Origin of the sequence: Kribbella italica (assembly GCF_014205135.1) — a bacterium.
Taxonomy (GTDB): Bacteria; Actinomycetota; Actinomycetes; order Propionibacteriales; family Kribbellaceae; genus Kribbella; species Kribbella italica.
Window position 1 is genome coordinate 7,763,164 of sequence record NZ_JACHMY010000001.1, and the last position, 24,789, is coordinate 7,787,952.

Genomic DNA, 24,789 nt, shown 5'->3' on the forward strand with positions numbered 1-24,789 from the left:
ATTGCCTTGAGCAAGGAAGCTTGATCTGCGACAGCCGAGGTCGGGCTTTCGGGTTTGAGAGAGTGGACTGTCCGGCGGAGATTGCTGAGGTCGCGTTGAAGAGAATCAGCCCTCTGCTCGCCAAGGGACTCGATGGATTTCCGTCGACGCCACGCGCGAAGGCGGCACGGATCTGAGCAGAACCGGTGGTCGGATCTGTGCCTGGAGAACGGGGCGCCGCAGTCAGCGCATGCCCCTGTCAGCTGGGCAACGCGGCGGGCTGGGGAGGAGTTGCGGTCGCGCATGTCGGGTTCAACGGCCCGGGAGCAGACCGCCGGCCCGCCGTTTCGGCAGCTGAAACGCCTTGAATGCAAGAAGTGTGTCGGTGACCCTCCCCTCCCGACGGGACGGGCTCCCGCGACTTTGTCGACGGACGATCTGGATGGCCTTCCGAACGAGTCCCTGGATGTCGTCCGTGCAGCCGGCCCTGTCGACAACCGTTGAGCAAGGGAATTCGGTTCTGGGGCCGCGCGGGGTGCGGCCCGCCGCGCGGGCAGCACCCCGCGCGGCGAGGTGTCGGCGGCTAGTTATCCACAGATTTCTAGATCGTCGCCCGTTCTGCCCACGAATCGGCCAATCCTGTTGGTGACGAAAGTGGGAGCACCTTGAACAACACGATGCCGGGTAGCAACGACCAGGAGCGTTCGGAGGTCGTCGAGCTCGTGACTCGCGCCGAGGCGAGCGTCGAGGCTCTGGAGAGGGGAGCGCCGAATGGGTTCTGGGCGATGACCGCCTTCGGCCGTTACCGCGTCTGCGAGCTGCTGGGCGTGACGCCGTACGAGTCGTACGTCGGAGAGCTGGCTGATGACCCTGCTGGCCTGTTCGACGAGGCGGCCGGGCTGGTCGATGGGTTCGAAGTATCGGTCGAGGGTCTCAGCTGGCGGTTGGCGCTGGCTGACGCGCTGAGGTCTGCGGCGAAGGACATCCGGATGGTTGCGGATGCGCGCGACGTATGAGGGACTTTTGACGGTTGCCCGTCGCCGGGCCGAAGACGCCGGCGGCCGTGTCAGCCCGGATCCGCGGCAATGTGCTGTGGGGTGGTCCGCGGTGCTGGCGGCGACTCGGCGGCAGATGGCACAGCTTCAGCACGAGCTCAAGATCCAGGACATCGGGCAACCGACATCTCACGGAGATCCCGCACTGATGGCTGTAGCTCAAACGCTAGGGGCCGCCTCGGACCTGCTCGTGGGCTCGGACACAGTCACCGCCGCTGTGCTCCGCGACCGTGATTCGCTGACCGCAGCTCGTGGCCTGGTAGCGGACGTCGCATCGATCGCCGCTCGTGCTGCGCTGGCCGTGATGACGTCCGCCGGCAAGGGGCGTCGTGCGGTCGAGCAGCGCTCGCTGGCAGCGCAGCTGGAGTCGACGCTCAATGTGCTCGAGCCCGTCGCAGCGCAGAGGGACACTCAGGGCTTGGGAGCTCTTGGCGGCCTGACGACCGGAATGCCGGCCATCGGTGCCGATACATTCGAGCAGATCGCGTATGCGGCGGCGCAATGGCAGCGCCTGCACGAGGAGATCCCCGTGCAGGACATGCTGACCCGGGACCTTCGATCGATGACGGCCCAGGTCCGTACGGCGGCCAGCCATGCTCGCTATCTCATCAGAGCTGTGGGCACGTGTGCACCTCACGTGGGCCTCGGAGATGCGGCCGTCGCGAAACTGCGAACAGCGACCACCGCCTTGCACCGAAGCGATGAGGCCTCGATGCGAACCGCTGCTGCGTGGAACCGCCACGTTTCAGACCTGGGCGGTATCACGTCGCTGCCCGGGGAGTTCGCCTTCACAGAGCTACACAGCGCTATCCGGCGTACCGTCGGTCTTCCCGGGGGCGCGCTGCGACCGCCTGCGGAGTTGGTCCCGGATCGATGGACTGCGATTGCTGTCCTCAGGGCGACTGATGAACTCGTTCACGCTGCCCACCGGGTAGCCGCGATGCAGAAGCGGGCGGTGTTCGAGCTCGTTGTTGCACGACGGCTGTTCGTCCCCCGAATCCAGGCGATCCGCGTTGATCCGGCGTACGAGCTGCCGACGGCCGTGCCGCTGGGGAGGCGCCAGCGAACGTGGTTGGTGGCCGAGCGCATTGCCTTCATGACCAGGCTGACCGAACCATTGACCTCGGTCACGGAGCTACTCGCAGAGGCAGCACAGGTGTGTCGGAGTCTGGCAGGCACCGACGAGGAATGCCGGCCGATGCGGTCTGAGGTCCCCATGAAGGTCGCCCGGCCGGAACCGATCCGCGCGCGTCGTCGAGTTGTACGGCCGCGCCATGATCAACCTGACACAAGTCCGGCGGTTGAGCTGCCATGAACGTTGCACCCACGACGGTCGGCCTGGCGGCTCGATCACAGCGTCTTGACGAACGCCCGATTGGTCTCTCGGCGCCCAGGTACGTACGGCGGGATGGCTTGGTAGCCGGATGCCAGGTACAAGCGAATGGCTGCGTAGTTCAGCGCCCCGGTTTCCAGCAAGATCCGACGAGCGCCGTGGCTGACGGCTCGGTGCTCCAACTCGCGCAGGATCTGCCACCCCAACCCATGCCCGCGGTACTCGGGTGCAACAAACATCTTGCGCACCTCCGCCACACGGGCCACCTGGTCGTAGGTGCGGTAGCCACCACACCCAACAGGCTGGCCGGATGGTGAGTAGGCCACGAGAAGCACTCCCGACGGTTGGCCATAGTCGTCGACGATCTCCGAGTCGGGTGAGTCGGCAAAGCCGTAGGTGTCGAGCTGTTCCGCGTAGAGCGCTTTTACGAGGAGTTGAGCGTCGGGATCGTCGTAGTTCCGCACTTGCAGGTCGATTGGTGCGCTAGCGCTTTTGCCGTCGGGCGGTCGGTCGCCGCTGGCTGGCGGAGTTGTTGTCACCGGCCCTCCAAAGCCGCATCCAGTTCGGGCAGGAAGTCTGCGACGACGGCAGCACGTCGGCGCTGCGCCAGACTCCGCCGCAGCTCGCGCAGCGATGCGACGCAACGACCTGACTGCACCTCGGACAGCCGGCCAAGTGCTACGCGCGCCGTCTCGACGGTGGCCTCCAGATCGCGTCGATGCAGGTAGGCGCGGGCCAGTTGGCAGCCGTGCAGGAGCGCAGATCGCTGATATGCCGGATCGTCGCCGATGCTCGATAGCGGCGTCAGCAGCTCGACCGCCTGCTTGAGCAGTGGCTGCCGGTACAGCTCCGTGCGCATGGCAATGGTCAGCAGGCCGTATCCCGCTTCGGCCGACAACTGGTCGGGACTCAGGTAGTACAGGTACGGCGACAGTTCGTCGGTTGTGGCCGAGGCCAACAGTTCTTGTGACCGATCGGCCGCTGCTCGGAATGCCCCCAGATCGCCAATGCTGGCGTGAGCTGTTGCTGCGCGGCCGGTTGTGCGAGCGCGGAGCAAGTCACTCGACGTCGGTACGCGGTTCGCGGCGTCGATGATCCGGAGCGCGTCCGCGCCTTGGCTGGTGTGAGCAGCGATGTAGGTCAGCATGCCGACGTTGTTCACCATCCGTCCGTCGTCTCCGGCAGCCCGGGCCACGCGGATGGCGAGCAGGAGATATCGCTGCGCGATGGTCGTCTCGCCGGCGTCGAACTGCATCCAGCCTGCGAGCTGCGCCAGGTCGGCCACGATGGTCAGCAGGTCACGGCCGACCTCGGGCTCGTAGCTGGCGCTACGCACGAGATCGAGTACGCCGGCAAGTTCATGGGTGACGTAGCGCAGGCTCAACGCTCCGCCGCCTTGGCGATCGTCCAAGTGGCGAAGCGCGGTGACGTGGGCGGCGATCAGCTCCGTCTGCGGCGTCATCACCCGATCTGGCTTGGACTGTGCCGGGATCGATTCAATCGTCGTTTGAATGCCGTCAAGGACGGCTGCCACCAAGTCCGGACCACTTGTTGGCAGCAGGCGCGATCCGCTGGCGAGCTGCTCGAGGGAGCGCACGAGACCGTCGAGATTCTGTTCGGCCCCCAGCTCAGCAGCGCGGGCAGTCGTACGCCGAGCTCGCGCGTTACCCGGCCACAGATCTTCGGCTGATACGTAGCTACCGAGTTGATCGGTGAGGACCGTGGCGACAACCTCCGGGATGGATCCGTGCGGACAGTAGTTCGAGCGAACCCACGGGTATGCCGCCGTGATGTCGATGCGCTCAGCCGACCGCCCTCGCCGGGTCAACCACTGGTTCACGGCGCGGGCGAGATCCCGTGGACCCCAGCTAACCAGGCCTAACGCCTCGACGAGGGACTTCGGGGGGATACGAGCATCAGCCACCTGGGGTGCCTTCGTTCCGCTCCTCACGATTCCACCGTAGGCCGTGATGGGGCGCTGGGATGGCCGGATCCGCCCGCACCCGGTCGCTCGGAGCTGCCTTCACGACCTTCACGCCTCCTTCGGTGGACTTCGCACCGTTCACCACTTCATCAGGTTACCAAGCGCTGACGCTGAGTGATCCACTCGATGAAACACGACAACGAGATGGAGGAGGCGACCATGATGCAGCTGCTGGAGAGTCCGTGGCCGGTCATCACCGGGTACGCCGTGGCAACCATGCTCTACGCCTGCATGCTTCGCGAGATCGTCGAGGAGGTGCGCGGCGAATGAGCGCTCTCACGGAGACGCCGCACCCGAGCGATCGTCGCGTGCGCGTGTGGTTCGGTGAGCACGTCATCGCGGACTACACCGCCGAGCCGGCAGAGGCTGTTCGCTATCAGGCGGCCATGACGCGGCGCTTCTACAGCCTCCGTGTGACGATCGAGCCGGCCGTCCCGGCGGTGGATGAAGATGCTGTCCACACGTGATCGGCCAGCACCGACGGGGCTGGTGGTCCCGGTCCTGGGAACGGCTGCTCGCCAGATTTCGCCGGTGGATGGACGAGGAGCGGTGAGCGGTGTTGATTACACCAGGCCGTTGATGCTCGGCTACGCCCGTCGCGACCTCTACATCACCGACGACCAGGTAGAGACGATGAAGGAGGAGCTGCGCCAGTTCGCGCAACTCGAGGGCTTCACCCGCGGCACGGTGTACGTCGAGGAAGCCGACAGCGCACCCGCGGCCTACGAAGCACTGGTGGCATCGGTGAACCGGTACGAGGTCACCGCGATCGTTCTGCCATGCCTTCGGCATCTGGGACTCCTCGGTGACACCCAGCAGGTGAAGCGCAGGTTCGAACAGGAGACGGGGGCTCGGATCATCCTGCCGCCGCTTTCGAACATCACCCACACCCCATGAACTGGCGGAATCGGTGGGGAGTCGTCGTCCTCAGCCCCTCACGTGCAGAAGATCGCTGCACACCCACCGGTTCCGCCGCTCTACGGTTCCTGTCTGAGTTAGCCCCAGTTCCCCCAAACCGGGCCCCGAACTCAGGCAGGAACCTTCAAGGCCGGCTGGCGCGACGTGGAGAGCGAGGCCGCCCGCGCCAGCCGTTCCAACCTCCCACCGGAGGGGTTGACGCACTCCGGGAATGGCAGGAGGGCATCGGCTGATCTCTGCGCAAGCAACTTGCGCAGACTTGCTCTGGTGCCTGCAAAGGCTTGGCCACGGGCGAAGTCCACCCGATGATTGGCCAGCACCACCCACGACGCTGTACTCGATACGGGAGGTCATCATGACGATAGAGTTCTACGGCAAGGACCCTGGATGCCCGGGGAACAACTGTCCGGCGGTCTTCCGCGATGAGGAGACTGGCGACTTCTACTTCCAGGGTGAGACGGTGAGCGATCCGGCCATCCTGGCTCGTCTCTCAGAAGACAGCGGACTCGCTGATACCGAGTCTGTGGTGCAGTTGCCCGCCAGGATGGTCGCGATGATTTTGGAGGCATGCCGTGCCGGAGCCGTCGTTCGATGAGCTGCTTGCCAGCAGCACCAAGACCGCGTTGAAGCTGGAGTTCCGCGACCAGTACATGACTGACGACCCCGCCTACCTTGCGTGGCGGGCAGGCAACGTGGACCAGGCGATCCGTGAGTACGCCGGCTGGACCGAGACGGCCAGCTCGGCCACGGCCCGCGGTGTCGAGATCAAGCGGATCAGGGTCGTCAGTGAGCCAATGTCCGACTACATCGCCTTCGAGCACGCGGTGACTGCCGCGGTCAATGTCGCCGGAGGCGAGATGGTTCGCTGGGTGCCACGCTCGCGTGTTTCAGCGATCGCGTTGCCTGGCAACGACGCCTGGATCTTCGACGAGGCTACGGTGCAGTTCTGCCTCTTCGCGGGTGACGGGCGGTTCGTCGGTAACGAGGTGAGTGCCGGCCCGGAGACGGTGGAGCTGTGTCTCTTGGCGTTCGCGGCGGCATGGGAACTCGGCATCGATCATGAGCTCTATTCCATTACCCTGTAGGTGACCTGCCACTTCGTCGTGATCGATCTGGATGCCTGCTTCGCAATCCTCAAGTGCCCAAAGCGCCCGTCAGGCGCTTGCTGACCGACTGCACGACATCAGGCTCGATGCAGGACTGTCCGCACGAGCGCTGTCCGCCGCCGCTGGTTGGCATGAGGCCAAGGTCTCCAAGATCGAGCACGGCAAGCAGCAGCCGTCCGAGTCGGATATCCGCGGTTGGTGTGCGACCTGCTCAGCCTCCCACCTCGTGCCCGAACTCATCGCCGAACTGCGATCAGTTGACTCGATGTGGCTGGATTGGCGGCGGGCCGAGCGTACTGGTTTACGGCATCTCAACGTCGCCGTCCGCGATCTCTACGACCGCACCAAGCAGTACCGGTCCTACTGCCAGAGCATGCTGCCCGGCCTCCTTCAGACCCCGGACTACACCACCGCCGTACTGACCTCGATCCGTGACCGCCGGCGCGTTGCGGTCGACGACATCGGCGCAACCGTTGCTGAGCGCATCGACCGTCAGCGCATCCTCACGCAGGGCGGCCACACCTTCGCCTTCGTGTTGGAGGAAGCCGCCCTGCACTACCAAGTCGGCGGCCCGGTAGTACTGGGCGGACAACTCCGGCACGTCCTCGAGGTGATGCGGCTGGCGTCAGTCAGCGTCGGCGTGATTCCCGCCGATGTCGACCGATCACCGCGGTGGCCGGTCGAGGACTTCTACATCTTCGACAACGCTCAAGCAAACGTCGAACTCGTCTCGGGCTTCTTGACGATTACGCAACCACGTGAAGTCGGCATGTATAGCGAGACGTTCACGGCACTTGCTCAGCTCGCCGTGTACGGCCCTGCTGCCCGGAGCCTGATCAGCTCAGCACTGGCCGACTTACCCGAATAGACTGGCTTCCTAGTCAGTGGGCGCTCGCAAGTTCGAGCAAGTTCGTCGAGGACACGATGCCGATTCTCATAGCGTCGGCTCATGGCAACAGGTGCACGCTCAAGGGACGGTCAGCGCGTTCACGTCTCGGCGACGTGCTACTCGCTGACGTGCATCTGCACGCCAGAGTACGGGAAGTCTGACCGCCGACCGCGGGCGTACGCCTACCTGCGAAAGGATCTACTCCTCTTCGAGTCCGAAGTGAATCGAAATAAGGAGCGGATCGCTGAGTTCGCTGAGGAGTCAGGTCACGACCTCGCTGGCATCTTCGTTGAGGAAGATCTGCCAGAGCAGCGATACCGGAACAGCCGGAATGCCGTAGGGGCGATCGCCTTCGAGCGAATGCTGCGCGCCGTCATCCGGGACGAGGTTCGCGTGGTCATCCTGCCGAGCGTGCTGCACCTGGCCGTGCTCGGGGCGCCCGTCCAGATGAAGAGCATCTTCGAGCGGGCGAGTGGCGCCCGGGTCATCACTGCCCATGCGGCTTCCTATGCTCCCGGCCCTGCGGCTTCGTGACTCGCATCGGCGTTGGTAGCGGCGGACCGAAACTCAACTGTGCGCGGCGGTAAGCCATCCGTGCCTACCCGGCACAGCATCGTCCGACAGTTCACGATGGCCAGAACAGCTGATCTTGTTCTGCGGATCTGGGACGCCGTGATCATGTCGACCGCGCTCCGGCCGTTGAGCTGTCATGGACAGTGCAGACTCAGGAAAGACGGAGGTTCCGGCATCGACTGTGGATTCGTTGCACGAGATGCTGATCGAGGAGATCCGCAAGCTCCGTACGGCGGATGACTGGAAGCGGTGGCTCAAGACGGCGACGGCCTTTCATGAGCACAGCTTCCGGAACGCGATTCTGATCGCGGCGCAGCGGCCCGATGCAACTCTGGTTGGTGGGTGGAGCACTTGGAAGCACCTCGGCCGGAACGTGTCGAAGGGGGAGAAGGCGATCCGGGTCTTCGCGCCGGTCTTCTCCCGGTCGAAGCAGGTCGTCGACGACAAGGGCGCGATCGCCAGGCGCGTTGACCTCGACCTGGCCGACGACTCGGAGACGGCGAAGAGGCGGCCTGGGCGACGGCTGGTCGGCTTTCGGGTCGCTTACGTCTGGGATGTGTCGCAGACCAACGGTGAGCCGTTGCCGAAGCCACCAGCTTCTGCGCGCCTGGTTGGTCCTGCGCCGACAGGGTTGTGGGAGGGGTTGGCGACCTGTGTTGAAGGCGAGGGGTTCCGGCTTTCGGTGGAGCCGATCAAGGGCTCGGTCGGCGACGGCTTCACGGATTTCGAGGCGCGTCGGATCGTGGTGTCCGATTCGCTCAGTGAGGCGGCTGCAGTCTCGACTCTGGCGCATGAGGTCGCGCACATGAGGATGCACGATCCGGATGCTGTTGCGGCGTCCGGCAGCGTGATGTGCCGGGGGATGCGCGAGGTCGAGGCCGAGTCGGTCGCCTTCATTCTCCTGGCACATCACGGTCTGGAGACCGACGGCGACAGCTTCCCGTACGTCGCTGGGTGGGCTGCTTCGGTTGACAAGGCACACCCGGAGCGGGTGGTACAAAGGAGTGGCGAGCGAGTTCTGCGGATGACGCGAGAGCTGATCGACCTGACCTCGTCGTACGGGGTCCTCGCCGGACGGAAGCCCCCGGTCAGGCATCTGAGTCTTGTGCCCGGTGCTGATGCGCCGGCGCCGGATGGTCCGGGAATCTGAGCATGGGTGGAAGCGAGCGAGTCGCCGCGCTCAAGCGGGCGCGGCAGCGTCAGGCGCGGATCGAAGCGGCGACAGGTCGCGCAGTTCGGGCGGGGATCGCGCTGGAGCGAGCGAAGCGGTCGCGGGAACTCGCGATCGAGCGGCACGACGAGAAGGTCGCGGCGAGCGAAGCGGCTTCGGTGCGCGAGGCCGTCGAGCTCTCGAAGGTCTGCGGCTCGACAGAGGCGGCCGCGGAGATTCTCGGGCTGCCGGTCAAGGAGATGCGACGGCTGATCAGGTCTGACGAGCCTTCGCCGCACACCCCAGCGCGGCAGGCCAGGGTGCTGCGACGCAGCCGCGGGCAGTCTGCTGATTCAGAGCAGGGAGGCGAAGATGAACAGCGAGTTGGACCGTGATCCGCTCTGGGACATCGACCGCGTTGCGGCGTACCTGAAGATCCCGAAGTGGACGCTCTACGGCTGGCGGAGGCGACGTTACGGGCCGCGGGCTGTCCGGATGGGCCGCCACCTTCGGTACGACCCGGCCGATGTCATTGCGTGGAAGGAAGAGCTGAAAGAGGCGGAGGCCAGCGCAGACTGATGGCGCCGTGCCGAAGCTAGATGCTCGGTCGGTAGTGGAGTTGCGTCTCCTCGCCGCTGCGGTGGGTCTCTTGCATGATGATCGGTTTGCCTTCGCTGGCGACGATTCGTCGGGTGATGAGCATCGGTATGCCGTCGGGGATGCGAAGTGAGTGCGCATCGTCCGGGGTGGGGTTGCGGGCGGCGACGTAGTCGTCGAAGTCGAGTTGCATGCCGGCGTTGCGGGCCGCCGCGTAGGTTTGCCGCGCTGAGACATAGGCGCCGTCGACAAGGTCGGGGAACTGCGTTGCCACGAAGTCAGGCAGGTAGCTTCTGACGAAGATTCGGGTTCCCGTCTGGTTTTCCAGGTCCCGGTCGGACGCGTGGAAAACGGTGCCTTGGGCAACACCGAATGCGAGCGCCAACGGGGCTTCAGCGTTGGTCTGGTACATGCGAGGCGGTTGGATGTCTCGCCATTCGCCGACGGTCGATTCGCTGTCGACGTAGTTGCCGTCGCCGTCGACGGTGATGGTGCGGGAGTAGGTCTGCGTCGGCCAGTCTCCGGGGCGGCGAACGAACGCGCCTCTGCCGTGGAGGACCTGCACGAGTCCCTCGGTGCGCAACTGGGCGATCGCTCGCCGGATGGTCTCGCGGGTGACTGCGTAGGTCTCCGCGAACTGGCGCTCCGACGGGAGGACGGTGGCAGGCGCAAGCTGGCCGGACTTGATCTGCTCGCGCAGCACGTCGGCAACGCGCTCGTACGTCATCTTGTCTGCCGTCGTCTTGTTCTCGCCCACAGCTACTCCCTTCTCGTGGACTGGCGCACCGGATACTCCTCAAGCTCACGATAGGTGGTTAACCAGTGGTGAGACAACTGGTTGTACCAGTGGTAGATGCCAGTTAATCTGGATCGACTGGTACAGCAAGCGTTTGAATCAGCAGGATCCGATCCGGTGAGAGAAGAAGATGTGATGGCGGTGCGACGTTTCGGCACAGGCCGGTCAGCCTCCGGCCGCGGTCAGAACCCTTTGGGTGCTGGCGCGCCATGATCAGGGACGCGCGCCGGCCCAATCTGCTCTTGAAGCAGGCGCGCGGTGCGCTTTCGCAGGCTCGCCTGGCTGAGCTCGTGAACGAGGAAATCCTGCGTGCGACCGGGTCGTACGGCGCGATCACTGCGAAGTCGATTTCTGACTACGAGCGAGGCTGGTACACCTGGCCGGGGCAGCATGCCCGAGATGCTCTCTGCCAGGTGCTTGGTGCCTCCGACGCCGCGGCCTTGGGCTTCGAGAACCGGCGCGCTTCGGAAGGCGAGCCCGCTCAGCTCCGAACTCCTGCGCCGAAGGCCATGGCGTTGGCCGACCTGACCGAGCGGAACGGCACAGGTTCGGTTGGCCAGATCGACTTCGGACAGCTTGAGGTGCCAGGTGGTCGAATGTTCTCGGGTCTCGACCTCGAGGCGCACTACTGGCCGGCCGAACGGGCGGGGCCGGACCGGCTGGCGGTCTCTTCGCTCGATGACGAGGCGACGATCCGGCCGGATAGACGATCCACCGTGGTCGCCGTAACCGGCGCCGAGGGTGAGGAGTGGTACCACGTCGCTGACGGCCGTCAGTTCGGCCAGAAGCCGCTAGGGCCCGACCGCACGCGCTACCTCCCATCGGCAAACGTCCTCGACGACCTCACCGTCGCCATCCTGTGGATGATCACCAACACCGACGCGGCGCTGCTCTCCGACGACTACGCGCTCGACCACTACCGCACCAATCTGAGCCATTACGGCGAACTCCCGTCCTCCAGTCTCACCTTCGGTGAGGTGCCGGACCTCCATGAACTCTCGGCTCGCTGGCTGGGTTCTCGGTTCTGCGCGGATCATGTCCTGCGCCACCTCAACCGGTTGACCTCGGCACCTGTGTTCTGGAGCCGGGAGCAACGTGGCGAGGAGGCGTCGTGCTGGCTGATCTGGACCCACAAGATCCAATTCCTAGGAGCCATCTGCAAGGCCCTGAAGCATCATCGACGCGCGTTCTGCTTCCCCGAGCACGAGGTGAAGAACTCGCCACGGTACGAGCGGATCGCCCTCTTGCTCGCCATCGCGTTGATGGAAGCGTTCCAGATCACCGTCGACGTCACCACCGACCCTGACCACGCCCAGGTCGAAGACTTCGTCCTCGGCGGAGAAGCCATCGTCGCGAACTGGCTCCGCGCGCCCAGCGTCTGGTACGTCGACGCCAGCGCCCCACCGTCACGCCGAGCCGTCTACCGCGAAATCGCCGCAGCCGCCGCGAGCCACTCGATCATCAACCAGCCAACGGCAGCCCGCCGCCTGGAGGCACTCGCCGGCTACCTCAACATCCCCTGGCGCTGGTTTCACAAACGCTGCACCGAACTTTCGGCGGTCGGCGCCGGCGGCATCGCCCAGCCACGCAGCAGACTGCTATCCACCATGGGCCTCGACCTGGCCCTCAGCTACATCGCCAGCCTCGACCGCAACCAAGAAACCTGACTGACAGCGAGGAAATTCTCCGCCGTCCGGGCGCGCGGTTGCCACGACGAGGCCCCACGAGACGGTCCTTGGCGTTGATGAACAGCAGACGCAACTGAAACGTCGCGAAGTCACGAGAGGACCCTTCGGTGCTGGAGCTCGTTCGATTGGACAGGCTGAGGGCCCGGGTGGAGGAGTTGGTTCAGGGTGTCCTGGATGACGTGATCCGGGTTCATCGGCAGCCGCTTCCGGCGGAAGGTAGTTGCCGGAGGTGGTGATCGCCGTGTCAGATCGTTGGAGTTCGATCCCCGATCAGTTGCAGATGTTGGATGTGTACCGTGACGCGCAGGTGTTCTATCGCGGTCGATTGATGGAGAGACCCGGGAAGTGGGTTGCAGCGCACCTCGAGCGGCACGGACTTGACCCTGCGGGGAAGGCTGATGCCGGCTGGAGGATCGGCTACGCGCCTGATGAGCCGGATCAGCTGGTAGAGCGGCTGCGCCAGTCGGCCTTCAGCGATGAGGTCATTCTTGGATCGGGCCTTGCTGTTGCTGCGGACAGCGGGCACCTGATCGATCGCTTCAGAGACTGTCTCATGTTCGCGGTACGGGACTCGGTACTGGCCGAAGTCGGATTCGTCGGCCGCCGCCGAACAGAGGCGACCTACCTGGACACTCCGGAGTCTTCGTTCTATCGGAAGTCGGAGACACTAATTGGCGTCGCCGAACAGCAAGAGGAGTTGGCCGACGGAGCAGTCCCAGTGATCGTCAACGGGCCGATGGCCGCACTGGCCCTCAGAGCTATCGGTGAGATCGGCGCCTGGGCGGGTGTGGCTGTCCACGGAACATCACTATCGCCACTCCAAGCAGCGTCCTTACGGCACTATGCCACCTCGGACACGGTAGTCGTTGCACTAGGCAACGGCCAGGCCGACCGCCAGGCATCGGCACGGATGCTGCCGCTGCTGGCCAAGGAATTCACGACGGTTTCCGTCGCGGACCTACCTCGGGACCGGGACCCAAGGACGCCCTACCTTGCCGACGATGATCCGTCCATTCTGAGAGATGCGTTGCAGTTCGGCCGGCCCCTGGCAAGCCTGGTGATCGACTTGGAGGTGGAGAAGAGGGCGCCCGGTCATCAGGAGATGACCCGCGCTGCAACCTTGCGCGAAATCGCCCGGGTCGTGTTGCGGTCGCCAGCTGACGCGCAAGACAAAGAGCTGGCGCGGATCTCGAGGCGCCTAGGTTTGGATGTTGTGGCACTGGCACATGAGGTTCAGCAGCTCAAAAGGACCAAATCAACCCTCCGCGCGGCGAGACCAGCCATCGAGCCACGCGACCCGGAACCCCCGACGACCTCGGGTCCGGCGCTCTGAGCGACGAGGTTCTGGTGTCCGTGCGGTTGTCGGTTGGGCACCCGTGGGTTCTTGCAGTGAATTTGCTCAGTCAGAACCTGCAGTTTAGGTAACGCCTTAGTCCAATGACCGCCGGCCTTCTGGCGCTGTTGTTCACCGCACCGTTGGAGTCGCCGATCATCACCGCGCTGTGGATCATCCCGGTCAGCGCAGGCGGTTCTTCGGCCATGCCCTCGATCACGGGGGTCGTCCTCGAAGGTGTTCCCGCCGAGGGACGCCGGAACGGCCAGCGCCGTCTTCAACACCTTCCGTCAGGTCGGCGGAGCGGTTGCCATCGCTGTCTTCGGTGCCCTCATCGCCGACCCCGGCACCTTCCTCACCGGTCTGCGCGTCAGCCTCGCCTCCGCCGCCGCACTGCTTCTCCTCGCGGCCGTCAACAGCACCCGCATCTCACCGCGCGACTGAGCACTATGTGAAACGCCGCCGTGAGGATGGATCCTGACTCGATGTCGCGGTTCCGGTACCGGGACGCGGTCGAGGAGTCGCTGGCGGGGGCGCGGTTCGCGGCGGTCGACGTAGGGGAGGCGCCGGACCGGCCGGGGCGGGAGTTCGTGTTCGTGGCGCGCAAGGTGTGACCCGCTGGTGCGGGGGCGGTGACACTCAGCAGGCCCACCCTCCTCCTGTTGTTACCCGGGCGTGGCGCGAGCGGCCTGCGGTGTGCTCGAGAAGAGGGACGCCGGAGCGTCCCGCATGACCAGGTCGACCAGGTCGCGGCCAAGGCGGCGTTCGAGGCGCGGTAGGAACGTCCGCCCGAGGACGTCCATCCCTGGACCGCCGCCGTACGCGCGGAGCATGGAGCGGCGTCCGACGTCCGTGCCGAGGCAGACCTGGCCGGCCAGACCCGCGGCTGCCATGCCTTCGATGAGGTCCAGGATGCGTGCGTCGGGACCGTACTTGATGCGCCCCACGGTGTCGTAGACGAGGTGCGCGCCGCGGGAGGCGAGCTCGAGGTGGAGGTCCAGGTCGGCGTTGCGGTCGGTGTGGCAGAGCAGGACCCGGTGTGCCGCGATGCCGAGCTCGGCCAGGAGGTCGAGGATGTCGTGGGCCGCGGTCCCTGTTTCGCAGTGGACGGCTACCGGTACGCCGACCTGTCGGGCTGCTTCGGCGCCGGCGCGGAACCATCGATGTTCGTCGGCGGTGATGCGTTGGTAGGAGGCGCCGAGTTTGACGACGCCGGCCCTGATCGTGGACGAAACGGGGCGCGGGCCGGCCCAGTCGCGATCGTCGATGCCGGTGGTGAGATCGGTGAGCAGCACGTCGAGGAGCACGTCCTCGGACACCTCTCGTGCCCAGTGCCAGGCGGGGTAGTGGGCCGCGCGGTGGTAGCCAGTGGCGGCTACGACGTGCAGTCCCGCGTCGGTGGACAGTTTCGCGAGTGCGGTCGGTCGGCGGCCCAGGCCGACCGGGGTGAGGTCGATGATTGCGCTGATCCCGCTGGCCCGGACCGCCGCGGCCTCTTCCGTGGACTTGTCCTCGTCCCAGAACTCGTCACCGGGCAGTGCCGGGGTGCGCAGGAAGAGGTGCTCGTGGGCGTCGACGTATCCGAGATCGGCTGCCGCCACCGGCCCGAGCACCGTCATGACCTCGGTCAAGGCCGGGCTCCGTTCGTCATCGGGTCAGGGAAACGTCGAACACGAACTCGTCGCCGGCGTACCGGGTCTGGGTCTTTTCCAGGGGCCGGCCGCTCTGGTCGAGAATGAGGCGTTCCTCCACCAGCAGCGCGGTGCGCGGCTCGACGGCCAGCAGTTCCTCGTCCTCGACGCCAGCGTTGACCGCGACGAGAGTTCCCGACGCGCTGGTGGGGATCTCGCCGAGCGCTCGTAGCGCGTCGTGCAGGGACCCGTGCTCGAGATCGCCTTCGAGTACGGCGCTGCAGGACATCGGCAGTACGACGTTCTCGATCGCGACGGGCCGGCTGTCGGCGAGGCGCAGCCGGCGTACGTGCGTCACCTTGCTCCCCGGTGCCAGCTGGAGTGCGGCCACCTCGTCGGCGGTGCCGGCGCGCAGAGCCGCCACCAGGACCTTGGAACCGGCGACCGCTCCGCGTCGCGCCATCTCCTCGGTGAACGACCGGAGCCGGCCGATGTCGCGATGGACCCTGGGCTCTGCCACGAAGGTCCCCACCCCTGGCACGCGGTAGATGAGGCCCTGGTCGGCCAGGCGCTGGGCGGCCTGACGCACGGTCATCCGGCTGACGTTGAACAGAGCCGTGAGCTCCGAGTCCGACTCCAGCGCATCGCCTGGTTTCGAGCTGGCGATCCGGCTCCGCAGATGGCGTTCCACGGCTTCGTGGCGGGGGATCGATCGTGTCGTCACCGCGCCACCTCGGGATCTCCGGCAGATTTCATACCGGCAGTCTAGACAGGTCATCGCTGACCGCAACAGCTCGGATCACGCTCTTGACGTCGGATCATGGCGCCGTCTACCGTCACCTGTCTAGACAGGCTGGACTACCGCCCGCGATGAGGTGAAGCATGAGCGACGCAGTGCTCGGCGTGGACATCGGTGGCACGCGGATCAAGTGGGTGCGATGGTCACCCGCCTCCGGGATCGTGGACGAAGGTGAGCGCGAGACCCCTCAGTCGGGCTCACAGGACGTGGTGTCCGCGGTCGCCGCCCTGATCCGCAGCGTGCCGGTGGAGGCCGCCGGAGTCGCCGTACCTGGGCACCTGTCCACCGACCGAAGCGCTGTCCGTCTGCTGCCGAACCTGCCCGGTGAGTGGTCGGGCCTGCGCTTGGCCGAGAAGCTCTCGGCAAGGACTGGAGCGCGCGTGCGGCTCGTCAACGACGCCCGCGCCTTCGCCCTCGCAGAGCTCCGGCTCGGGGCAGCACGCGAGTACGACGACGTCCTGTTCGTGACGATGGGCACGGGCATCGGTGGCGCCCTCGCCCTTAACGGCCGGATCCTGCACGCTCGCGGCGACGTCGTCGGCGAGCTGGGGCACATGATCTGCCGTTCCGACGGTCTCCCGTGCGGCTGCGGCGCGTACGGCTGCCTCGAGACCGTCGCCGGCGGACGCGCGCTGGTCGCCCGGGTCCGGGCTGGTGGCGGCCACGCCGAGACACCCCAGGACGTCGTACGGGCGGCGATCGACCGGGACGGCCTGGAGCGGACTGTCCTGGCTGAGGCCGGTCAGGCGCTCGGCACCACCTTGAGCAACGTCATCGCCTACACCGGCGTGACGTCCATCGTCATCGGCGGCGGCGTCGCCCCCGCCTTCGCGTTCATGAGACCGGCCGTCGAGGCCCAGTTGGCCGGTCGCGCCCGGCTGGTGGGCCCGGTGGATCTCCGGTTCGCCCAGCTGGGCGCCCGGGCCGGCGCCATCGGTGCGGCGCTCCTGGTGACGCCCACATCCGCATCCCCGACCCCTGGAGACAACCGATATGAGCATGACCTGGATCTCAGCGGCACTGAGGACACTGGAAGAGGTCCAGCGGTCCCAGGAGACAGCCATCGAGCAGGCCGCCGTCCTGGCCGCGCGGTCGATCGCGCGTGACTGTGTCGTGTACGCGTTCGGCACCGGTCACTCCCGGATGCCGGTCGAGGAGATCTTTCCGCGCTACGGGTCGTTCCCCGGGTTCCACCCGATCGTCGAGCTGTCGATGACCTTCCACAACCAGGTGGTCGGCGCGAACGGGCAGCGGCAGGCGATGTTCATCGAACGCGTGGAGGGGCTCGCGGACCAGATCCTGGCGAACTTCCGGCTCCGCCCCGACGACAGCATGATGGTCTTCAGCGTCAGCGGGCTGAACGCGGTTCCGATCGAGCTGGCGATGGGTGCGCGCAAGGCAGGCCTGCCGGTTATCGCCGTGACGTCGCTGGCCGAGACGAACGCCGGCCTGCCACGTCATCCAAGCGGGACCCGCCTTGCCGACCATGCGGATGTCGTCATCGACCTGTGCTCGCCGGTTGGGGACGCGCTGTGCCACGTGGACGGCGTGGACGAGCCGATCGGCCCGGTGAGCACGCTGACGGCCGTTGCCGTGGTCAACGAGATCAAGGTCCGTACGGCGCGGCTGCTCGCCGCCGACGGCATCGTCCCCCCGGTCATCACCAGTTCCCGTCTGGTCGGCGAAGAGCGCAGCGCGGAGTTGTTCGAGGCGGCGTACCTGGACTTCGCCCGGCGCGCGGCCGGTACGTTGCGCACGGCTTCGGCGGGAGGCCGGTGATGCGTGTCTTGGTCGCAGGTTCCGACGGAGGCATCGGCAGCGCCTGCGGGGACGCGATCCGCGCGTCCGGAGGACAGGCGTACGGCGTCGACGTGGGCTCGACCGACGTCACCGTGCCAGGGGGCGCCGAGGACGCCGTCGCTCAGGCGTACGACGTACTCGGCGGTCTGGACGGGGTCGTCCACGCGATCGGCATGTCAGGACGCCGGCTGGGCGACGGCCCGGTCGCCGAGTGCACCGACGAGGCGTGGGCGGAGGTGCACCGGGTCAACCACGAATCCGTCTTCCGCCTGCTGCGGGCGGCGCTTCCGAAGCTGACGCGGGGCGGATCGGTCGTGGTCGTGGGCTCGGCGCTGGCCACTTCGCTGGACCGGGACTTCCGCACCGTCGCGTACGCCAGCGCGAAGGGCGCGTTGATTCCGCTGGTCCGTTCGGCGGCGTACGACGCCGCGCCGGACGGCGTGCGGGTGAACTTGGTGGCTGCCGGACTGGTGGACACCCCGATGGCGCGGCGCGCACTGGAGTCACCGGATATCGCGGCGCGGATGACTGAGCTGATGCCGCTCGGGGGAGCGGCCAGCACGCCGCAGGAGGTCGCCGAGGTCGTGCTGTGGCTGCTGTCGGCCGCGGCCGGCCGGACGACCGGGGCAGTCGTCCCTGTCGACGGCGGGTGGCACCTCCGATGAGCGCAAGCGGCGTACAGGAGATCCCGGTGCTGTGGCGTGGCGACGTACTGGTGGTAGGTGGCGGCTCGGCCGGCTGTGCTGCAGCGACGGCCGCGGCGCGTTCCGGTGCGCGAACCCTGCTCGTCGAGGCGACAGGCTTCCTGGGCGGCACAGGCGCCGCAGTGCTCGACACCTTCTACGGCTTCTACGCGCCGGGACGGTCCGACCGCGTGGTCGGCGGGATCGGCTGGGAGCTGTGCGAGCGCCTTTTCGCGCGGGAGCAGGCTTTCGAGCGTCCCAACACCTATGGCGCGGGGACCGGCGTGACGTACGAGCCCGAAGCGCTGAAGCTGGTGTGGGACGAGCTCACCGAGGAGGCTGGGGTCGCGACGCTCCTGCACGCCACGGTCAGCCAGGTCGTGATGGACGGCGACCGGATCACCGAGGTCGTCGCGGAGACAAAGGCGGGCAGTGTGCGGCTCGCGGCGTCCGTGGTGGTGGATGCCAGCGGCGACGCGGAGGTCGCCTGGCGCGCGGGCGCGGCACTGGAGCGGCCGGACGGTCAGCAGCGGGTGCAGCCGCTGACCGCGACCTTCCGGCTGGGCAACGTGGATCTCGCCGCGACTCCGACGGCCGAACTGCACCGGCTGATGCGGGAAGCCGCCGCGTCGGGGGAGTTCGCCCTGCCGCGCACCGAAGGGTCGGCCCATCGCACGGTGCTCCCGCGCGTCGTGCACACGAACATGACCCGCGTCAGCGACGTCAATCCGCTGGACCCGTGGGAGCTGTCCGCGGCCGAGCGGGAAGGCCGCCGCCAGGTGCACGAGTACGTGCGGTTCCTGAAGGCGCGCGTGCCGGGGTACGAGGAGTCCTACCTGCTAGGCGTTTCCGGCCGCATCGGCGTACGGGAAAGCCGCCGTCTGGTCGGCGAGTACGTGCTGACCCGCGACGATGTGCTGTCGGCGCGTCGCTTTCCCGACGAGATCACCCAGTGCGGTGCGCCCATCGAGGACCACGCCGCCGGGTCGTCGACGATCTGGCAGTACGTCGGTGGCGACGCCGATCCGACCGGCCTGACGTACGGCGTGCCGTACCGGTGCCTGCTGCCGCGGGACGTGGCCGGCCTGGTCGTCGCTGGACGGTGCCTGTCGGCCACTCACGACGCGCACGCCTCCGTCCGGTCGATGGCGCAGTGCATGGCGATGGGCCAGGCGGCGGGAACGGCGGCCGCCCTCGCGGCCTCGTCCGGCCGCCCGCCTGCCGCCGTGGATGTCACCGATCTGCGCCGCGCGCTCGAGGAAGCTGGCGTGCTGCTCGACCAACCCAGTTCCGCACGCGTCGACGGGAGAGTTTCGCAGTGATCATCACCTGTTGCGATCGGGTCGCCCGATGCTGACCCTGATCGTTCGCCGCCTGCTCGCCGGAGTGTTCGTGCTCTGGGGAGCGGCCACGCTGATCTTCCTGGTCGTGCGCGTCGCGCCCGGCGACCCTGCCGTGGTGATGCTGGGCCCGGACGCCGAGCCCGACCAGATCGCCGCGATGCGGATCCGGCTCGGGCTGGACCAGTCCATCCTGGTGCAGTACTGGGACTACCTGGGCCGGAGCCTCCACCTCGACTTCGGCGACTCCTACCGGCTGGCGACGTCCGCGTTCGACGCGGTGCTGTCCCGGCTTCCCGCGACCATCGACCTGACCCTCACTGCGGCGGTGATCTCGGTCGTCGCCGGGCTGGTGCTGGGATCGGCGGCCGGCATCCGGGCCGGCTCGCGCCAGGACCGGCTCGTGACGACGCTGACGATCGTCCTGCAGTCGTTCCCGACGTTCTGGGTCGGCATCATGCTGATCCTCGTCTTCGCCGTCGGGTTGCGACTGCTGCCCAGTTCGGGGGCGCAGTCGCTGAGCAGTCTCATCCTTCCCGCGGTGACGCTGGCGTTCCCCTTCACGGCGATCGTGGCCCGGGTGACGCGCAGCGGGATCGCCGAGGCGATGGGGGAGCAGTACGTCCAGACGGCCCTGTCCAAGGGCCTGACCCGGCGGCAGGTGCTGACCGGGCACGCGTTGCGCAACGCGCTCATCCCGGTCACGACCGTGGTCGGGCTGCAGGTCGGCGCGTTGCTGGGCGGCGCGGTCGTGGTGGAGAACGTCTTCGCCTGGCCGGGGCTGGGCACTCTCATCGTCGAGTCGGTGGGCAACCGCGACTACGCCGTCGTCCAAGCGGCCACCCTGACGATCGCCGCGATCATCGTCGTACTGAACCTGGCCACGGATGTGCTCTACGCGCAGCTGGATCCCCGCATCCGGACGGCGGCAGCCCGATGACGGGCGTCGCGGACCTGATCACCTCGCGGGCCGTCCGGCGAACTCGCCGCGGCAGCGGCCGGGTGCCCGCGGTGGTCATCGGCCTCTACCTGTTCGTCGCTGTCCTCGGTCCGATGCTGATCGACTATGACCCGGTCCAGACCCCGCTGGAAGACCGGTTGCTGTCGCCGGGGTCCCACACCTCGAGCGGCGGCACGGCCGTGCTCGGCACGGACGCACTCGGTCGCGACGTGCTCGCGCAGATCGTGTACGGCGCCCGGACGTCGGTGATCATCGGGCTGGCCACCGTCGCGGTGTGCGTGGTGGTCGGCCTGCTGGTCGGGTTCGCCGCCGGTTACTACCGCGGCGTGGCGGACGCCGTGCTCAGCCGCCTGGTCGACGTCCTTCAGGCGTTCCCGGGAATCCTGCTGGCCATCGTGATCGCGGGAGTCTTCACGCCGAACCTGTGGGTCATCGTGCTGGCCCTGTCGGTGACCGGCTGGATCTCGTTCGCGCGGGTAGCCAGAAGTGTCGTGCTCGGCATCCGTGAGCGCTACTGGGTCGACGCCGCCTGGCTGGTCGGCGTCCGTACGACGCGCCTGCTCGGGCGGCACATCCTGCCGTTCACGGTAGGCCCGGTGGTGGCGATGGCGACGCTGGAGTTCGCCCTCGTCGTACTGGCCGAGGCCGGCCTGAGCTTCCTCGGCATCGGGTTGCCGTCGTCGTCGGTGTCCTGGGGCCAAACAGTTGCTAACGGCAAGGAATATCTCGGCTCGGCGTGGTGGATCTCGGCGGCGCCGGGACTCGCTCTGGCCGTCCTGGTGGTGAGCGTCGGCCTGCTCGGCGACAGCCTGACCGCCCGGTACGGCCGCGCCAGGTCGTGATGAGTACCCACAGCAAAGTCCGTCAAGTCCTCGCTCCTGGAGTGTGAGTAATGCGTGGTACAGCAGCAATGAAGGTCACCGGGCTCCTGGTGCTCGCGGTGGCCCTGCCGGCGTGCTCCGTCGGCGACGGCGGCGCCCAGAACGGTGCCGCAGGCAAGGGAGTGGTCGCCAGCGGGACGTTCGTCGTCGACAACATCGACCCCGGCTCGGGCCAGGGAGGTGCCGCCGGCAAGGAACTGGCCGGCCAGCAGATCTACGGCCGCCTGCTCAAGCCGGATCCCACCGGCAAGCTGGTGCCGGACCTCGCCGAGTCGTGGAAGTCCAGCCCGGACGTGAAGACGTGGGACTTCACGCTGCGCGGTGGGCTCAAGTTCTCCGACGGCAGCCCGCTGACCGCCGAGGACGTGGTCGCGACCTTCGACCGGCTGATCGAACTGAAGGGAACGGCCGCCGCGAACTTCAAGGGCGTCACCGCCAAGGCGGCGTCCGAGACCGCCGTCACGTTCACCGGGCCGGCGCCGGACCCGGCACTGCCGAGCAAGCTGACGACCCTGTTCGTGCTGCCGTCCGGCGTACCGGCTGATGACGCGTCGTACTTCAGCAAGCCGGTGGCGTCCGGGCCGTTCATGGTGGAGTCGTTCAAGCCGAGTGCCGAGCTCAAGCTGGTGCCGAACCCCAACTACTGGGGCGGCGCGCCGAGGATCCCGTCGCTGACGATCCGCAGCATCCCGGACAGCGCCGCCAAGCTGGCCGCGCTGAAGACCGGTGAGGTCGACGTGGTGTGGGGGCTGCCCGACGACCAGATCCCGGCCCTGCAATCCGACCAGAACCTGAAGGTCCAGGCGGTGCCCAGCAACGGCAACTTCACCATGTGGTTCAATTCCTCCACGCCGAGCCTGACCGACGCGCAGGTACGCCGGGCGCTGTGGCAGGCGGTCGACTTCGCGACGATCACCAAGCAGCTGTACCCCGTGACCGGGCAGGTCGCCGACTCGCCGCTGGCGCCGACGGTGCTCGGTTACGCGCCGCAGACGCCGGTGAAGTACGACCCGGACGCGGCGAAGAAGGCGCTGCAGGCCGCGGGCTACTCGTTCGACAAGCCGCTGCGGGTGCAGTTCGGTCAGGCCCAGTTCAAGCCGTTCCTGCAGGCGGTCGTCTCGTCGTGGGCGAAGATCGGGGTGAAGGCGGACCTGCTGCAGAAGGAGCAGGCGGTCTTCATCGAGGACTTGCTGGCCCTGAAGTGGGACGTGAACTTCCAGCTGCTCGGCACCGCCGGGTACGACGCGGCCACCAACCTCAGCAGGCTGTATCCGTGTGCGGCCAAGCGCAACGGCTACTGCAGCCCCGAGCTGGACAAGCTGCTGGCGCAGGCCGGATCGACCACCGGCAGCGACGAGCGCACCAAGCTGTACGCGAGCGCTTCGAAGATCATCTGGGACGACGCGGTGGGCATGTTCCCGCTGACCGCGAAGGTCGCGTACGTCTCGAACAAGAACCTGTCCGGCTTCACCCTGGACGGCCTCGGCTACCCGGACTTCTCCCAAGCGGCCGTGACGGGCAGCTGACCGGTGATGGACACGCTTGTCAGGATCGCCGGGTTGTCGGTGGACCTGCCCGCCGCCGATGGTCCGGTCCGGGTGATCGAAGACGTCTCGTTCGACATCCCGGCCGGCACCACGGTGGGGCTGATCGGCGAGACGGGCAGTGGCAAGACGATGACCGCGATGGCGATCATCGGCCTGCTGCCCGAAGGGGCGGTGGTGACCGGGGAGATCACGTTCGGCGGGACCGACCTGGTCCGCTGCGGCGAGGCCCGGTTGCGCGCGCTGCGCGGGGACGAGATGTCGATGATCTTCCAGGACCCGATGGCGTCGTTGAACCCGACGCAGCGGATCGGCCGCCAGGTCGGCGAGGTACTGCGCCGTACGGGCCGGCCGCGGGCCGAAGTCCGGGAGCGGGTGATCGACATGCTCGACCGGGTCGGCATTCCCGAGCCGGCCCGGCGCGCGCGGGACTACCCGCACGAGCTCTCCGGCGGCCTCCGGCAGCGGGCGATGATCGCGATGGCGATGATCGCCGGCCCGTCGCTCGTGCTCGCCGACGAGCCGACGACGGCGCTCGACGTGACCGTACAGGCGCGCGTTCTCGCCTTGCTGCGCAAGCTGCAGGTCGAGGAGGGCTCGGCGATGCTCCTGGTGAGTCACGACCTGCGGGTGATGTCGCACGTCGCGCAGGACCTCGTCGTCCTGTACGCCGGTCGCGTGACGGAGCGTGGTGCAGCATCGGTGGTGCTCAACAGGCCGGCACACCCCTACACCGAGGCACTGGTCCGCAGCGTCCCCGCGATCCGTACCAGGACCGCGATCGCCGACCCGCTGCCCGGGACGTCGGCGGTGCCCGCGCAACGGCCGTCCGGTTGTGCGTTCCACCCTCGGTGCCCGTTGGCCGTCAGCCGATGCCGCACTGACATCCCTTCGCTGCGGGAGGTCGCTCCGGGCCGCTGGAGCGCCTGCCACGAAGCCGAGAAGGTGCTGACATGACTGACACTCCTGTGCTGGCTGTCGACGGGCTGCGGGTGACTTTTCCGATCAAGGGGTCGTTGCGCAGGGCACGGTTCTCGGCGGTCGAGAACGCCGGCCTCACCGTCGGCGAGAACGAGATCGTCGCCGTGGTGGGCGAATCGGGGTCGGGCAAGACGACGCTCGCACGGTGCGTGGTCGGGCTGCAGCGTCCCGACGCCGGCGTACTGACCTTCGACGGCTCGCCGATGCCGGCCCGCCGCCCGGCGGAGCTGAAGCGGGCGATCCAGATGGTGTTCCAGGACCCTCGGTCGTCGCTGAACCCGCGGATGCGGGCCGGCGCGATCATCGACGAGGTCTGGCTCACGCACCCCTCCACCGCGCCCGCCGGACCACGCCGTACCGCCATCGCCGCCTTGCTCGCTGACGTCGGTCTGGCCGCCGAGGTGGCCGACCAGTACCCCGCCCAGCTGTCCGGTGGCCAGTGCCAGCGAGTCAGCCTGGCCCGCGCCCTGGCGCTGTCACCGCGACTCCTCGTGTGCGACGAGGCGGTGTCCGCACTGGACGTGTCGGTGCAGGCGCAGGTGTTACGGCTGCTGGTCGAGCTCCGCGCGACGCGCCGGCTGTCGATGTTGTTCATCAGCCACGACCTCGGCGTGGTCCACCAGATCGCCGACCGCGTGGTGGTCATGCGCGCAGGGCAGATCGTCGAGCAGGGCCCCGCGGACACAGTGTTCTCCAACCCCCGTCACGAGTACACCCAGGCGCTGCTGGACGCGGCCCTGGAACTCAACGACCTGAGCACCTGAAGGA

31 protein-coding genes are annotated in these 24,789 nt (G+C 67.3%); 24 read left to right on the top strand and 7 right to left on the bottom strand.

The annotated features are described in order from the left end of the window. The first annotated feature begins 644 nt into the window (after positions 1 to 644). A complete protein-coding gene (locus HDA39_RS36325; protein WP_184803043.1) occupies positions 645 to 995 on the top strand; it encodes a hypothetical protein in 351 nt (116 codons plus the stop codon). Positions 996 to 1,110: 115 nt separating this feature from the next. Next, positions 1,111 to 2,349 carry a hypothetical protein gene (locus HDA39_RS36330; protein WP_238356234.1) on the top strand — a complete coding sequence of 413 codons (1,239 nt, stop codon included), beginning with the start codon at positions 1,111 to 1,113 and terminating at the stop codon, positions 2,347 to 2,349. 35 nt (positions 2,350 to 2,384) lie between these two features. Here the strand turns inward: HDA39_RS36330 and HDA39_RS36335 are convergent, their stop codons facing one another. Both HDA39_RS36335 and HDA39_RS36340 read right to left on the bottom strand, forming a co-directional pair. Continuing rightward, entirely contained in the window at positions 2,385 to 2,906 is a 522-nt protein-coding gene (locus tag HDA39_RS36335) for a GNAT family N-acetyltransferase (RefSeq protein ID WP_202893226.1), read from the bottom strand. Then, on the bottom strand, positions 2,903 to 4,207 hold the full coding sequence (locus HDA39_RS36340) for an NsdA family TPR-like regulatory protein (RefSeq protein WP_337926044.1): 1,305 nt from the start codon (positions 4,205 to 4,207) through the stop codon (positions 2,903 to 2,905). Before HDA39_RS36340 ends, HDA39_RS36335 begins: the two co-directional genes overlap by 4 nt. A gap of 270 nt (positions 4,208 to 4,477) precedes the next feature. On the opposite strand from HDA39_RS36340, the gene HDA39_RS36345 reads away from it, so the two are divergent. The 6 genes from HDA39_RS36345 to HDA39_RS36370 all read left to right on the top strand — a co-directional run bounded on the left by HDA39_RS36345 (position 4,478) and on the right by HDA39_RS36370 (position 7,243). Further along, a complete protein-coding gene (locus tag HDA39_RS36345; RefSeq protein WP_184803048.1) occupies positions 4,478 to 4,621 on the top strand; it encodes a hypothetical protein in 144 nt (47 codons plus the stop codon). Beyond that, complete coding sequence (locus tag HDA39_RS36350) at positions 4,618 to 4,818, top strand: hypothetical protein (protein WP_184803050.1); 201 nt, start codon at positions 4,618 to 4,620, stop codon at positions 4,816 to 4,818. Before HDA39_RS36345 ends, HDA39_RS36350 begins: the two co-directional genes overlap by 4 nt. Positions 4,819 to 4,900: 82 nt before the next feature. Beyond that, on the top strand, positions 4,901 to 5,248 hold the full coding sequence (locus HDA39_RS36355) for a hypothetical protein (protein ID WP_184803052.1): 348 nt from the start codon (positions 4,901 to 4,903) through the stop codon (positions 5,246 to 5,248). Positions 5,249 to 5,624: 376 nt separating this feature from the next. Further along, positions 5,625 to 5,864 (top strand): hypothetical protein, encoded by a 240-nt coding sequence (locus HDA39_RS36360; RefSeq protein WP_184803054.1) that lies wholly within the window; start codon positions 5,625 to 5,627, stop codon positions 5,862 to 5,864. Next, complete coding sequence (locus HDA39_RS36365) at positions 5,842 to 6,354, top strand: DUF6879 family protein (RefSeq protein WP_184803056.1); 513 nt, start codon at positions 5,842 to 5,844, stop codon at positions 6,352 to 6,354. The genes HDA39_RS36360 and HDA39_RS36365 overlap by 23 nt, the downstream gene beginning before the upstream one ends. A gap of 31 nt (positions 6,355 to 6,385) precedes the next feature. Further along, positions 6,386 to 7,243, top strand: coding sequence for a DUF5753 domain-containing protein (locus HDA39_RS36370; RefSeq protein ID WP_184803058.1), 858 nt, complete (start codon positions 6,386 to 6,388; stop codon positions 7,241 to 7,243). 282 nt (positions 7,244 to 7,525) lie between these two features. Here the strand turns inward: HDA39_RS36370 and HDA39_RS36375 are convergent, their stop codons facing one another. Beyond that, positions 7,526 to 7,762 carry a hypothetical protein gene (locus tag HDA39_RS36375; RefSeq protein WP_184803059.1) on the bottom strand — a complete coding sequence of 79 codons (237 nt, stop codon included), beginning with the start codon at positions 7,760 to 7,762 and terminating at the stop codon, positions 7,526 to 7,528. A gap of 256 nt (positions 7,763 to 8,018) precedes the next feature. On the opposite strand from HDA39_RS36375, the gene HDA39_RS36380 reads away from it, so the two are divergent. The 3 genes from HDA39_RS36380 to HDA39_RS36390 are packed head-to-tail and all read left to right on the top strand — an operon-like array spanning position 8,019 to position 9,566. After that, complete coding sequence (locus HDA39_RS36380; RefSeq protein WP_184803061.1) at positions 8,019 to 8,987, top strand: ArdC-like ssDNA-binding domain-containing protein; 969 nt, start codon at positions 8,019 to 8,021, stop codon at positions 8,985 to 8,987. A gap of 2 nt (positions 8,988 to 8,989) precedes the next feature. Beyond that, on the top strand, positions 8,990 to 9,382 hold the full coding sequence (locus HDA39_RS36385; protein ID WP_184803063.1) for a hypothetical protein: 393 nt from the start codon (positions 8,990 to 8,992) through the stop codon (positions 9,380 to 9,382). Further along, a complete protein-coding gene (locus HDA39_RS36390; RefSeq protein ID WP_184803065.1) occupies positions 9,360 to 9,566 on the top strand; it encodes a helix-turn-helix transcriptional regulator in 207 nt (68 codons plus the stop codon). Before HDA39_RS36385 ends, HDA39_RS36390 begins: the two co-directional genes overlap by 23 nt. Positions 9,567 to 9,582: 16 nt before the next feature. On the opposite strand, the gene HDA39_RS36395 is transcribed toward HDA39_RS36390, so the two are convergent. After that, on the bottom strand, positions 9,583 to 10,341 hold the full coding sequence (locus HDA39_RS36395) for a GntR family transcriptional regulator (RefSeq protein WP_184803067.1): 759 nt from the start codon (positions 10,339 to 10,341) through the stop codon (positions 9,583 to 9,585). Between the two features lie 248 nt (positions 10,342 to 10,589). Here HDA39_RS36395 and HDA39_RS36400 point away from each other — a divergent pair, with 248 nt between their 5' ends. Both HDA39_RS36400 and HDA39_RS36405 read left to right on the top strand, forming a co-directional pair. After that, the gene (locus tag HDA39_RS36400) at positions 10,590 to 12,047 is read left to right on the top strand and encodes a hypothetical protein (RefSeq protein ID WP_184803069.1); all 1,458 of its coding nucleotides are present in this window, start codon (positions 10,590 to 10,592) and stop codon (positions 12,045 to 12,047) included. Positions 12,048 to 12,297: 250 nt separating this feature from the next. Continuing rightward, positions 12,298 to 13,401, top strand: a complete 1,104-nt coding sequence (locus HDA39_RS36405) for a hypothetical protein (protein WP_184803071.1) — start codon at positions 12,298 to 12,300, stop codon at positions 13,399 to 13,401. 70 nt (positions 13,402 to 13,471) lie between these two features. Here HDA39_RS36405 and HDA39_RS36410 read toward each other — a convergent pair whose 3' ends face one another. Then, complete coding sequence (locus HDA39_RS36410; RefSeq protein WP_184803073.1) at positions 13,472 to 13,621, bottom strand: hypothetical protein; 150 nt, start codon at positions 13,619 to 13,621, stop codon at positions 13,472 to 13,474. A gap of 17 nt (positions 13,622 to 13,638) precedes the next feature. Here HDA39_RS36410 and HDA39_RS36415 point away from each other — a divergent pair, with 17 nt between their 5' ends. Continuing rightward, positions 13,639 to 13,845, top strand: coding sequence for a hypothetical protein (locus HDA39_RS36415; RefSeq protein ID WP_184803075.1), 207 nt, complete (start codon positions 13,639 to 13,641; stop codon positions 13,843 to 13,845). Positions 13,846 to 13,886: 41 nt separating this feature from the next. Continuing rightward, positions 13,887 to 14,015, top strand: coding sequence for a hypothetical protein (locus HDA39_RS43525; RefSeq protein WP_273482677.1), 129 nt, complete (start codon positions 13,887 to 13,889; stop codon positions 14,013 to 14,015). A 51-nt stretch (positions 14,016 to 14,066) separates the two neighbouring features. On the opposite strand, the gene HDA39_RS36420 is transcribed toward HDA39_RS43525, so the two are convergent. After that, positions 14,067 to 15,032, bottom strand: coding sequence for a phosphotriesterase family protein (locus HDA39_RS36420; RefSeq protein ID WP_184803077.1), 966 nt, complete (start codon positions 15,030 to 15,032; stop codon positions 14,067 to 14,069). A 16-nt stretch (positions 15,033 to 15,048) separates the two neighbouring features. Next, entirely contained in the window at positions 15,049 to 15,756 is a 708-nt protein-coding gene (locus tag HDA39_RS36425; protein ID WP_184803079.1) for a UTRA domain-containing protein, read from the bottom strand. Between the two features lie 158 nt (positions 15,757 to 15,914). Between HDA39_RS36425 and HDA39_RS36430 the strand changes: the two genes are divergently transcribed. From HDA39_RS36430 to HDA39_RS36470, 9 genes are all read left to right on the top strand, one after another. Beyond that, entirely contained in the window at positions 15,915 to 16,937 is a 1,023-nt protein-coding gene (locus HDA39_RS36430; RefSeq protein WP_184803081.1) for an ROK family protein, read from the top strand. Beyond that, on the top strand, positions 16,831 to 17,610 hold the full coding sequence (locus HDA39_RS36435) for a sugar isomerase domain-containing protein (protein WP_202893227.1): 780 nt from the start codon (positions 16,831 to 16,833) through the stop codon (positions 17,608 to 17,610). Before HDA39_RS36430 ends, HDA39_RS36435 begins: the two co-directional genes overlap by 107 nt. Further along, the gene (locus HDA39_RS36440) at positions 17,610 to 18,296 is read left to right on the top strand and encodes an SDR family oxidoreductase (protein WP_184803085.1); all 687 of its coding nucleotides are present in this window, start codon (positions 17,610 to 17,612) and stop codon (positions 18,294 to 18,296) included. Before HDA39_RS36435 ends, HDA39_RS36440 begins: the two co-directional genes overlap by 1 nt. Beyond that, complete coding sequence (locus HDA39_RS36445) at positions 18,293 to 19,636, top strand: FAD-dependent oxidoreductase (RefSeq protein WP_184803087.1); 1,344 nt, start codon at positions 18,293 to 18,295, stop codon at positions 19,634 to 19,636. The genes HDA39_RS36440 and HDA39_RS36445 overlap by 4 nt, the downstream gene beginning before the upstream one ends. Before the next feature lie 28 nt (positions 19,637 to 19,664). Next, entirely contained in the window at positions 19,665 to 20,594 is a 930-nt protein-coding gene (locus HDA39_RS36450; RefSeq protein WP_184803089.1) for an ABC transporter permease, read from the top strand. Next, a complete protein-coding gene (locus HDA39_RS36455) occupies positions 20,591 to 21,457 on the top strand; it encodes an ABC transporter permease (RefSeq protein ID WP_184803091.1) in 867 nt (288 codons plus the stop codon). Before HDA39_RS36450 ends, HDA39_RS36455 begins: the two co-directional genes overlap by 4 nt. 68 nt (positions 21,458 to 21,525) lie before the next feature. Next, positions 21,526 to 23,022: an ABC transporter substrate-binding protein gene (locus HDA39_RS36460; RefSeq protein WP_184803093.1), complete on the top strand. Its 1,497-nt coding sequence runs from the start codon at positions 21,526 to 21,528 to the stop codon at positions 23,020 to 23,022. A gap of 6 nt (positions 23,023 to 23,028) precedes the next feature. Beyond that, positions 23,029 to 23,997 carry an ABC transporter ATP-binding protein gene (locus HDA39_RS36465; RefSeq protein ID WP_184803095.1) on the top strand — a complete coding sequence of 323 codons (969 nt, stop codon included), beginning with the start codon at positions 23,029 to 23,031 and terminating at the stop codon, positions 23,995 to 23,997. Then, on the top strand, positions 23,994 to 24,785 hold the full coding sequence (locus tag HDA39_RS36470; protein ID WP_184803098.1) for an ATP-binding cassette domain-containing protein: 792 nt from the start codon (positions 23,994 to 23,996) through the stop codon (positions 24,783 to 24,785). Before HDA39_RS36465 ends, HDA39_RS36470 begins: the two co-directional genes overlap by 4 nt. The last annotated feature ends 4 nt before the right edge of the window (positions 24,786 to 24,789 follow it).

Excerpts from the sequence above, each read along its gene's own strand:
- HDA39_RS36330 (WP_238356234.1), top strand. The coding sequence starts at position 1,111 with ATGGCACAGCTTCAGCACGAGCTCAAGATCCAGGACATCGGGCAACCG.
- HDA39_RS36345 (WP_184803048.1), top strand. The coding sequence starts at position 4,478 with ATGAAACACGACAACGAGATGGAGGAGGCGACCATGATGCAGCTGCTG.
- HDA39_RS36350 (WP_184803050.1), top strand. The coding sequence starts at position 4,618 with ATGAGCGCTCTCACGGAGACGCCGCACCCGAGCGATCGTCGCGTGCGC.
- HDA39_RS36360 (WP_184803054.1), top strand. The coding sequence starts at position 5,625 with ATGACGATAGAGTTCTACGGCAAGGACCCTGGATGCCCGGGGAACAAC.
- HDA39_RS36370 (WP_184803058.1), top strand. The coding sequence starts at position 6,386 with ATGCCTGCTTCGCAATCCTCAAGTGCCCAAAGCGCCCGTCAGGCGCTT.
- HDA39_RS36375 (WP_184803059.1), bottom strand. The coding sequence starts at position 7,762 with ATGGGCAGTGATGACCCGGGCGCCACTCGCCCGCTCGAAGATGCTCTT.
- HDA39_RS36385 (WP_184803063.1), top strand. The coding sequence starts at position 8,990 with ATGGGTGGAAGCGAGCGAGTCGCCGCGCTCAAGCGGGCGCGGCAGCGT.
- HDA39_RS36390 (WP_184803065.1), top strand. The coding sequence starts at position 9,360 with ATGAACAGCGAGTTGGACCGTGATCCGCTCTGGGACATCGACCGCGTT.
- HDA39_RS36400 (WP_184803069.1), top strand. The coding sequence starts at position 10,590 with ATGATCAGGGACGCGCGCCGGCCCAATCTGCTCTTGAAGCAGGCGCGC.
- HDA39_RS43525 (WP_273482677.1), top strand. The coding sequence starts at position 13,887 with ATGTCGCGGTTCCGGTACCGGGACGCGGTCGAGGAGTCGCTGGCGGGG.
- HDA39_RS36430 (WP_184803081.1), top strand. The coding sequence starts at position 15,915 with ATGAGCGACGCAGTGCTCGGCGTGGACATCGGTGGCACGCGGATCAAG.
- HDA39_RS36435 (WP_202893227.1), top strand. The coding sequence starts at position 16,831 with ATGACCTGGATCTCAGCGGCACTGAGGACACTGGAAGAGGTCCAGCGG.
- HDA39_RS36440 (WP_184803085.1), top strand. The coding sequence starts at position 17,610 with ATGCGTGTCTTGGTCGCAGGTTCCGACGGAGGCATCGGCAGCGCCTGC.
- HDA39_RS36445 (WP_184803087.1), top strand. The coding sequence starts at position 18,293 with ATGAGCGCAAGCGGCGTACAGGAGATCCCGGTGCTGTGGCGTGGCGAC.
- HDA39_RS36450 (WP_184803089.1), top strand. The coding sequence starts at position 19,665 with ATGCTGACCCTGATCGTTCGCCGCCTGCTCGCCGGAGTGTTCGTGCTC.
- HDA39_RS36455 (WP_184803091.1), top strand. The coding sequence starts at position 20,591 with ATGACGGGCGTCGCGGACCTGATCACCTCGCGGGCCGTCCGGCGAACT.
- HDA39_RS36460 (WP_184803093.1), top strand. The coding sequence starts at position 21,526 with ATGAAGGTCACCGGGCTCCTGGTGCTCGCGGTGGCCCTGCCGGCGTGC.
- HDA39_RS36465 (WP_184803095.1), top strand. The coding sequence starts at position 23,029 with ATGGACACGCTTGTCAGGATCGCCGGGTTGTCGGTGGACCTGCCCGCC.
- HDA39_RS36470 (WP_184803098.1), top strand. The coding sequence starts at position 23,994 with ATGACTGACACTCCTGTGCTGGCTGTCGACGGGCTGCGGGTGACTTTT.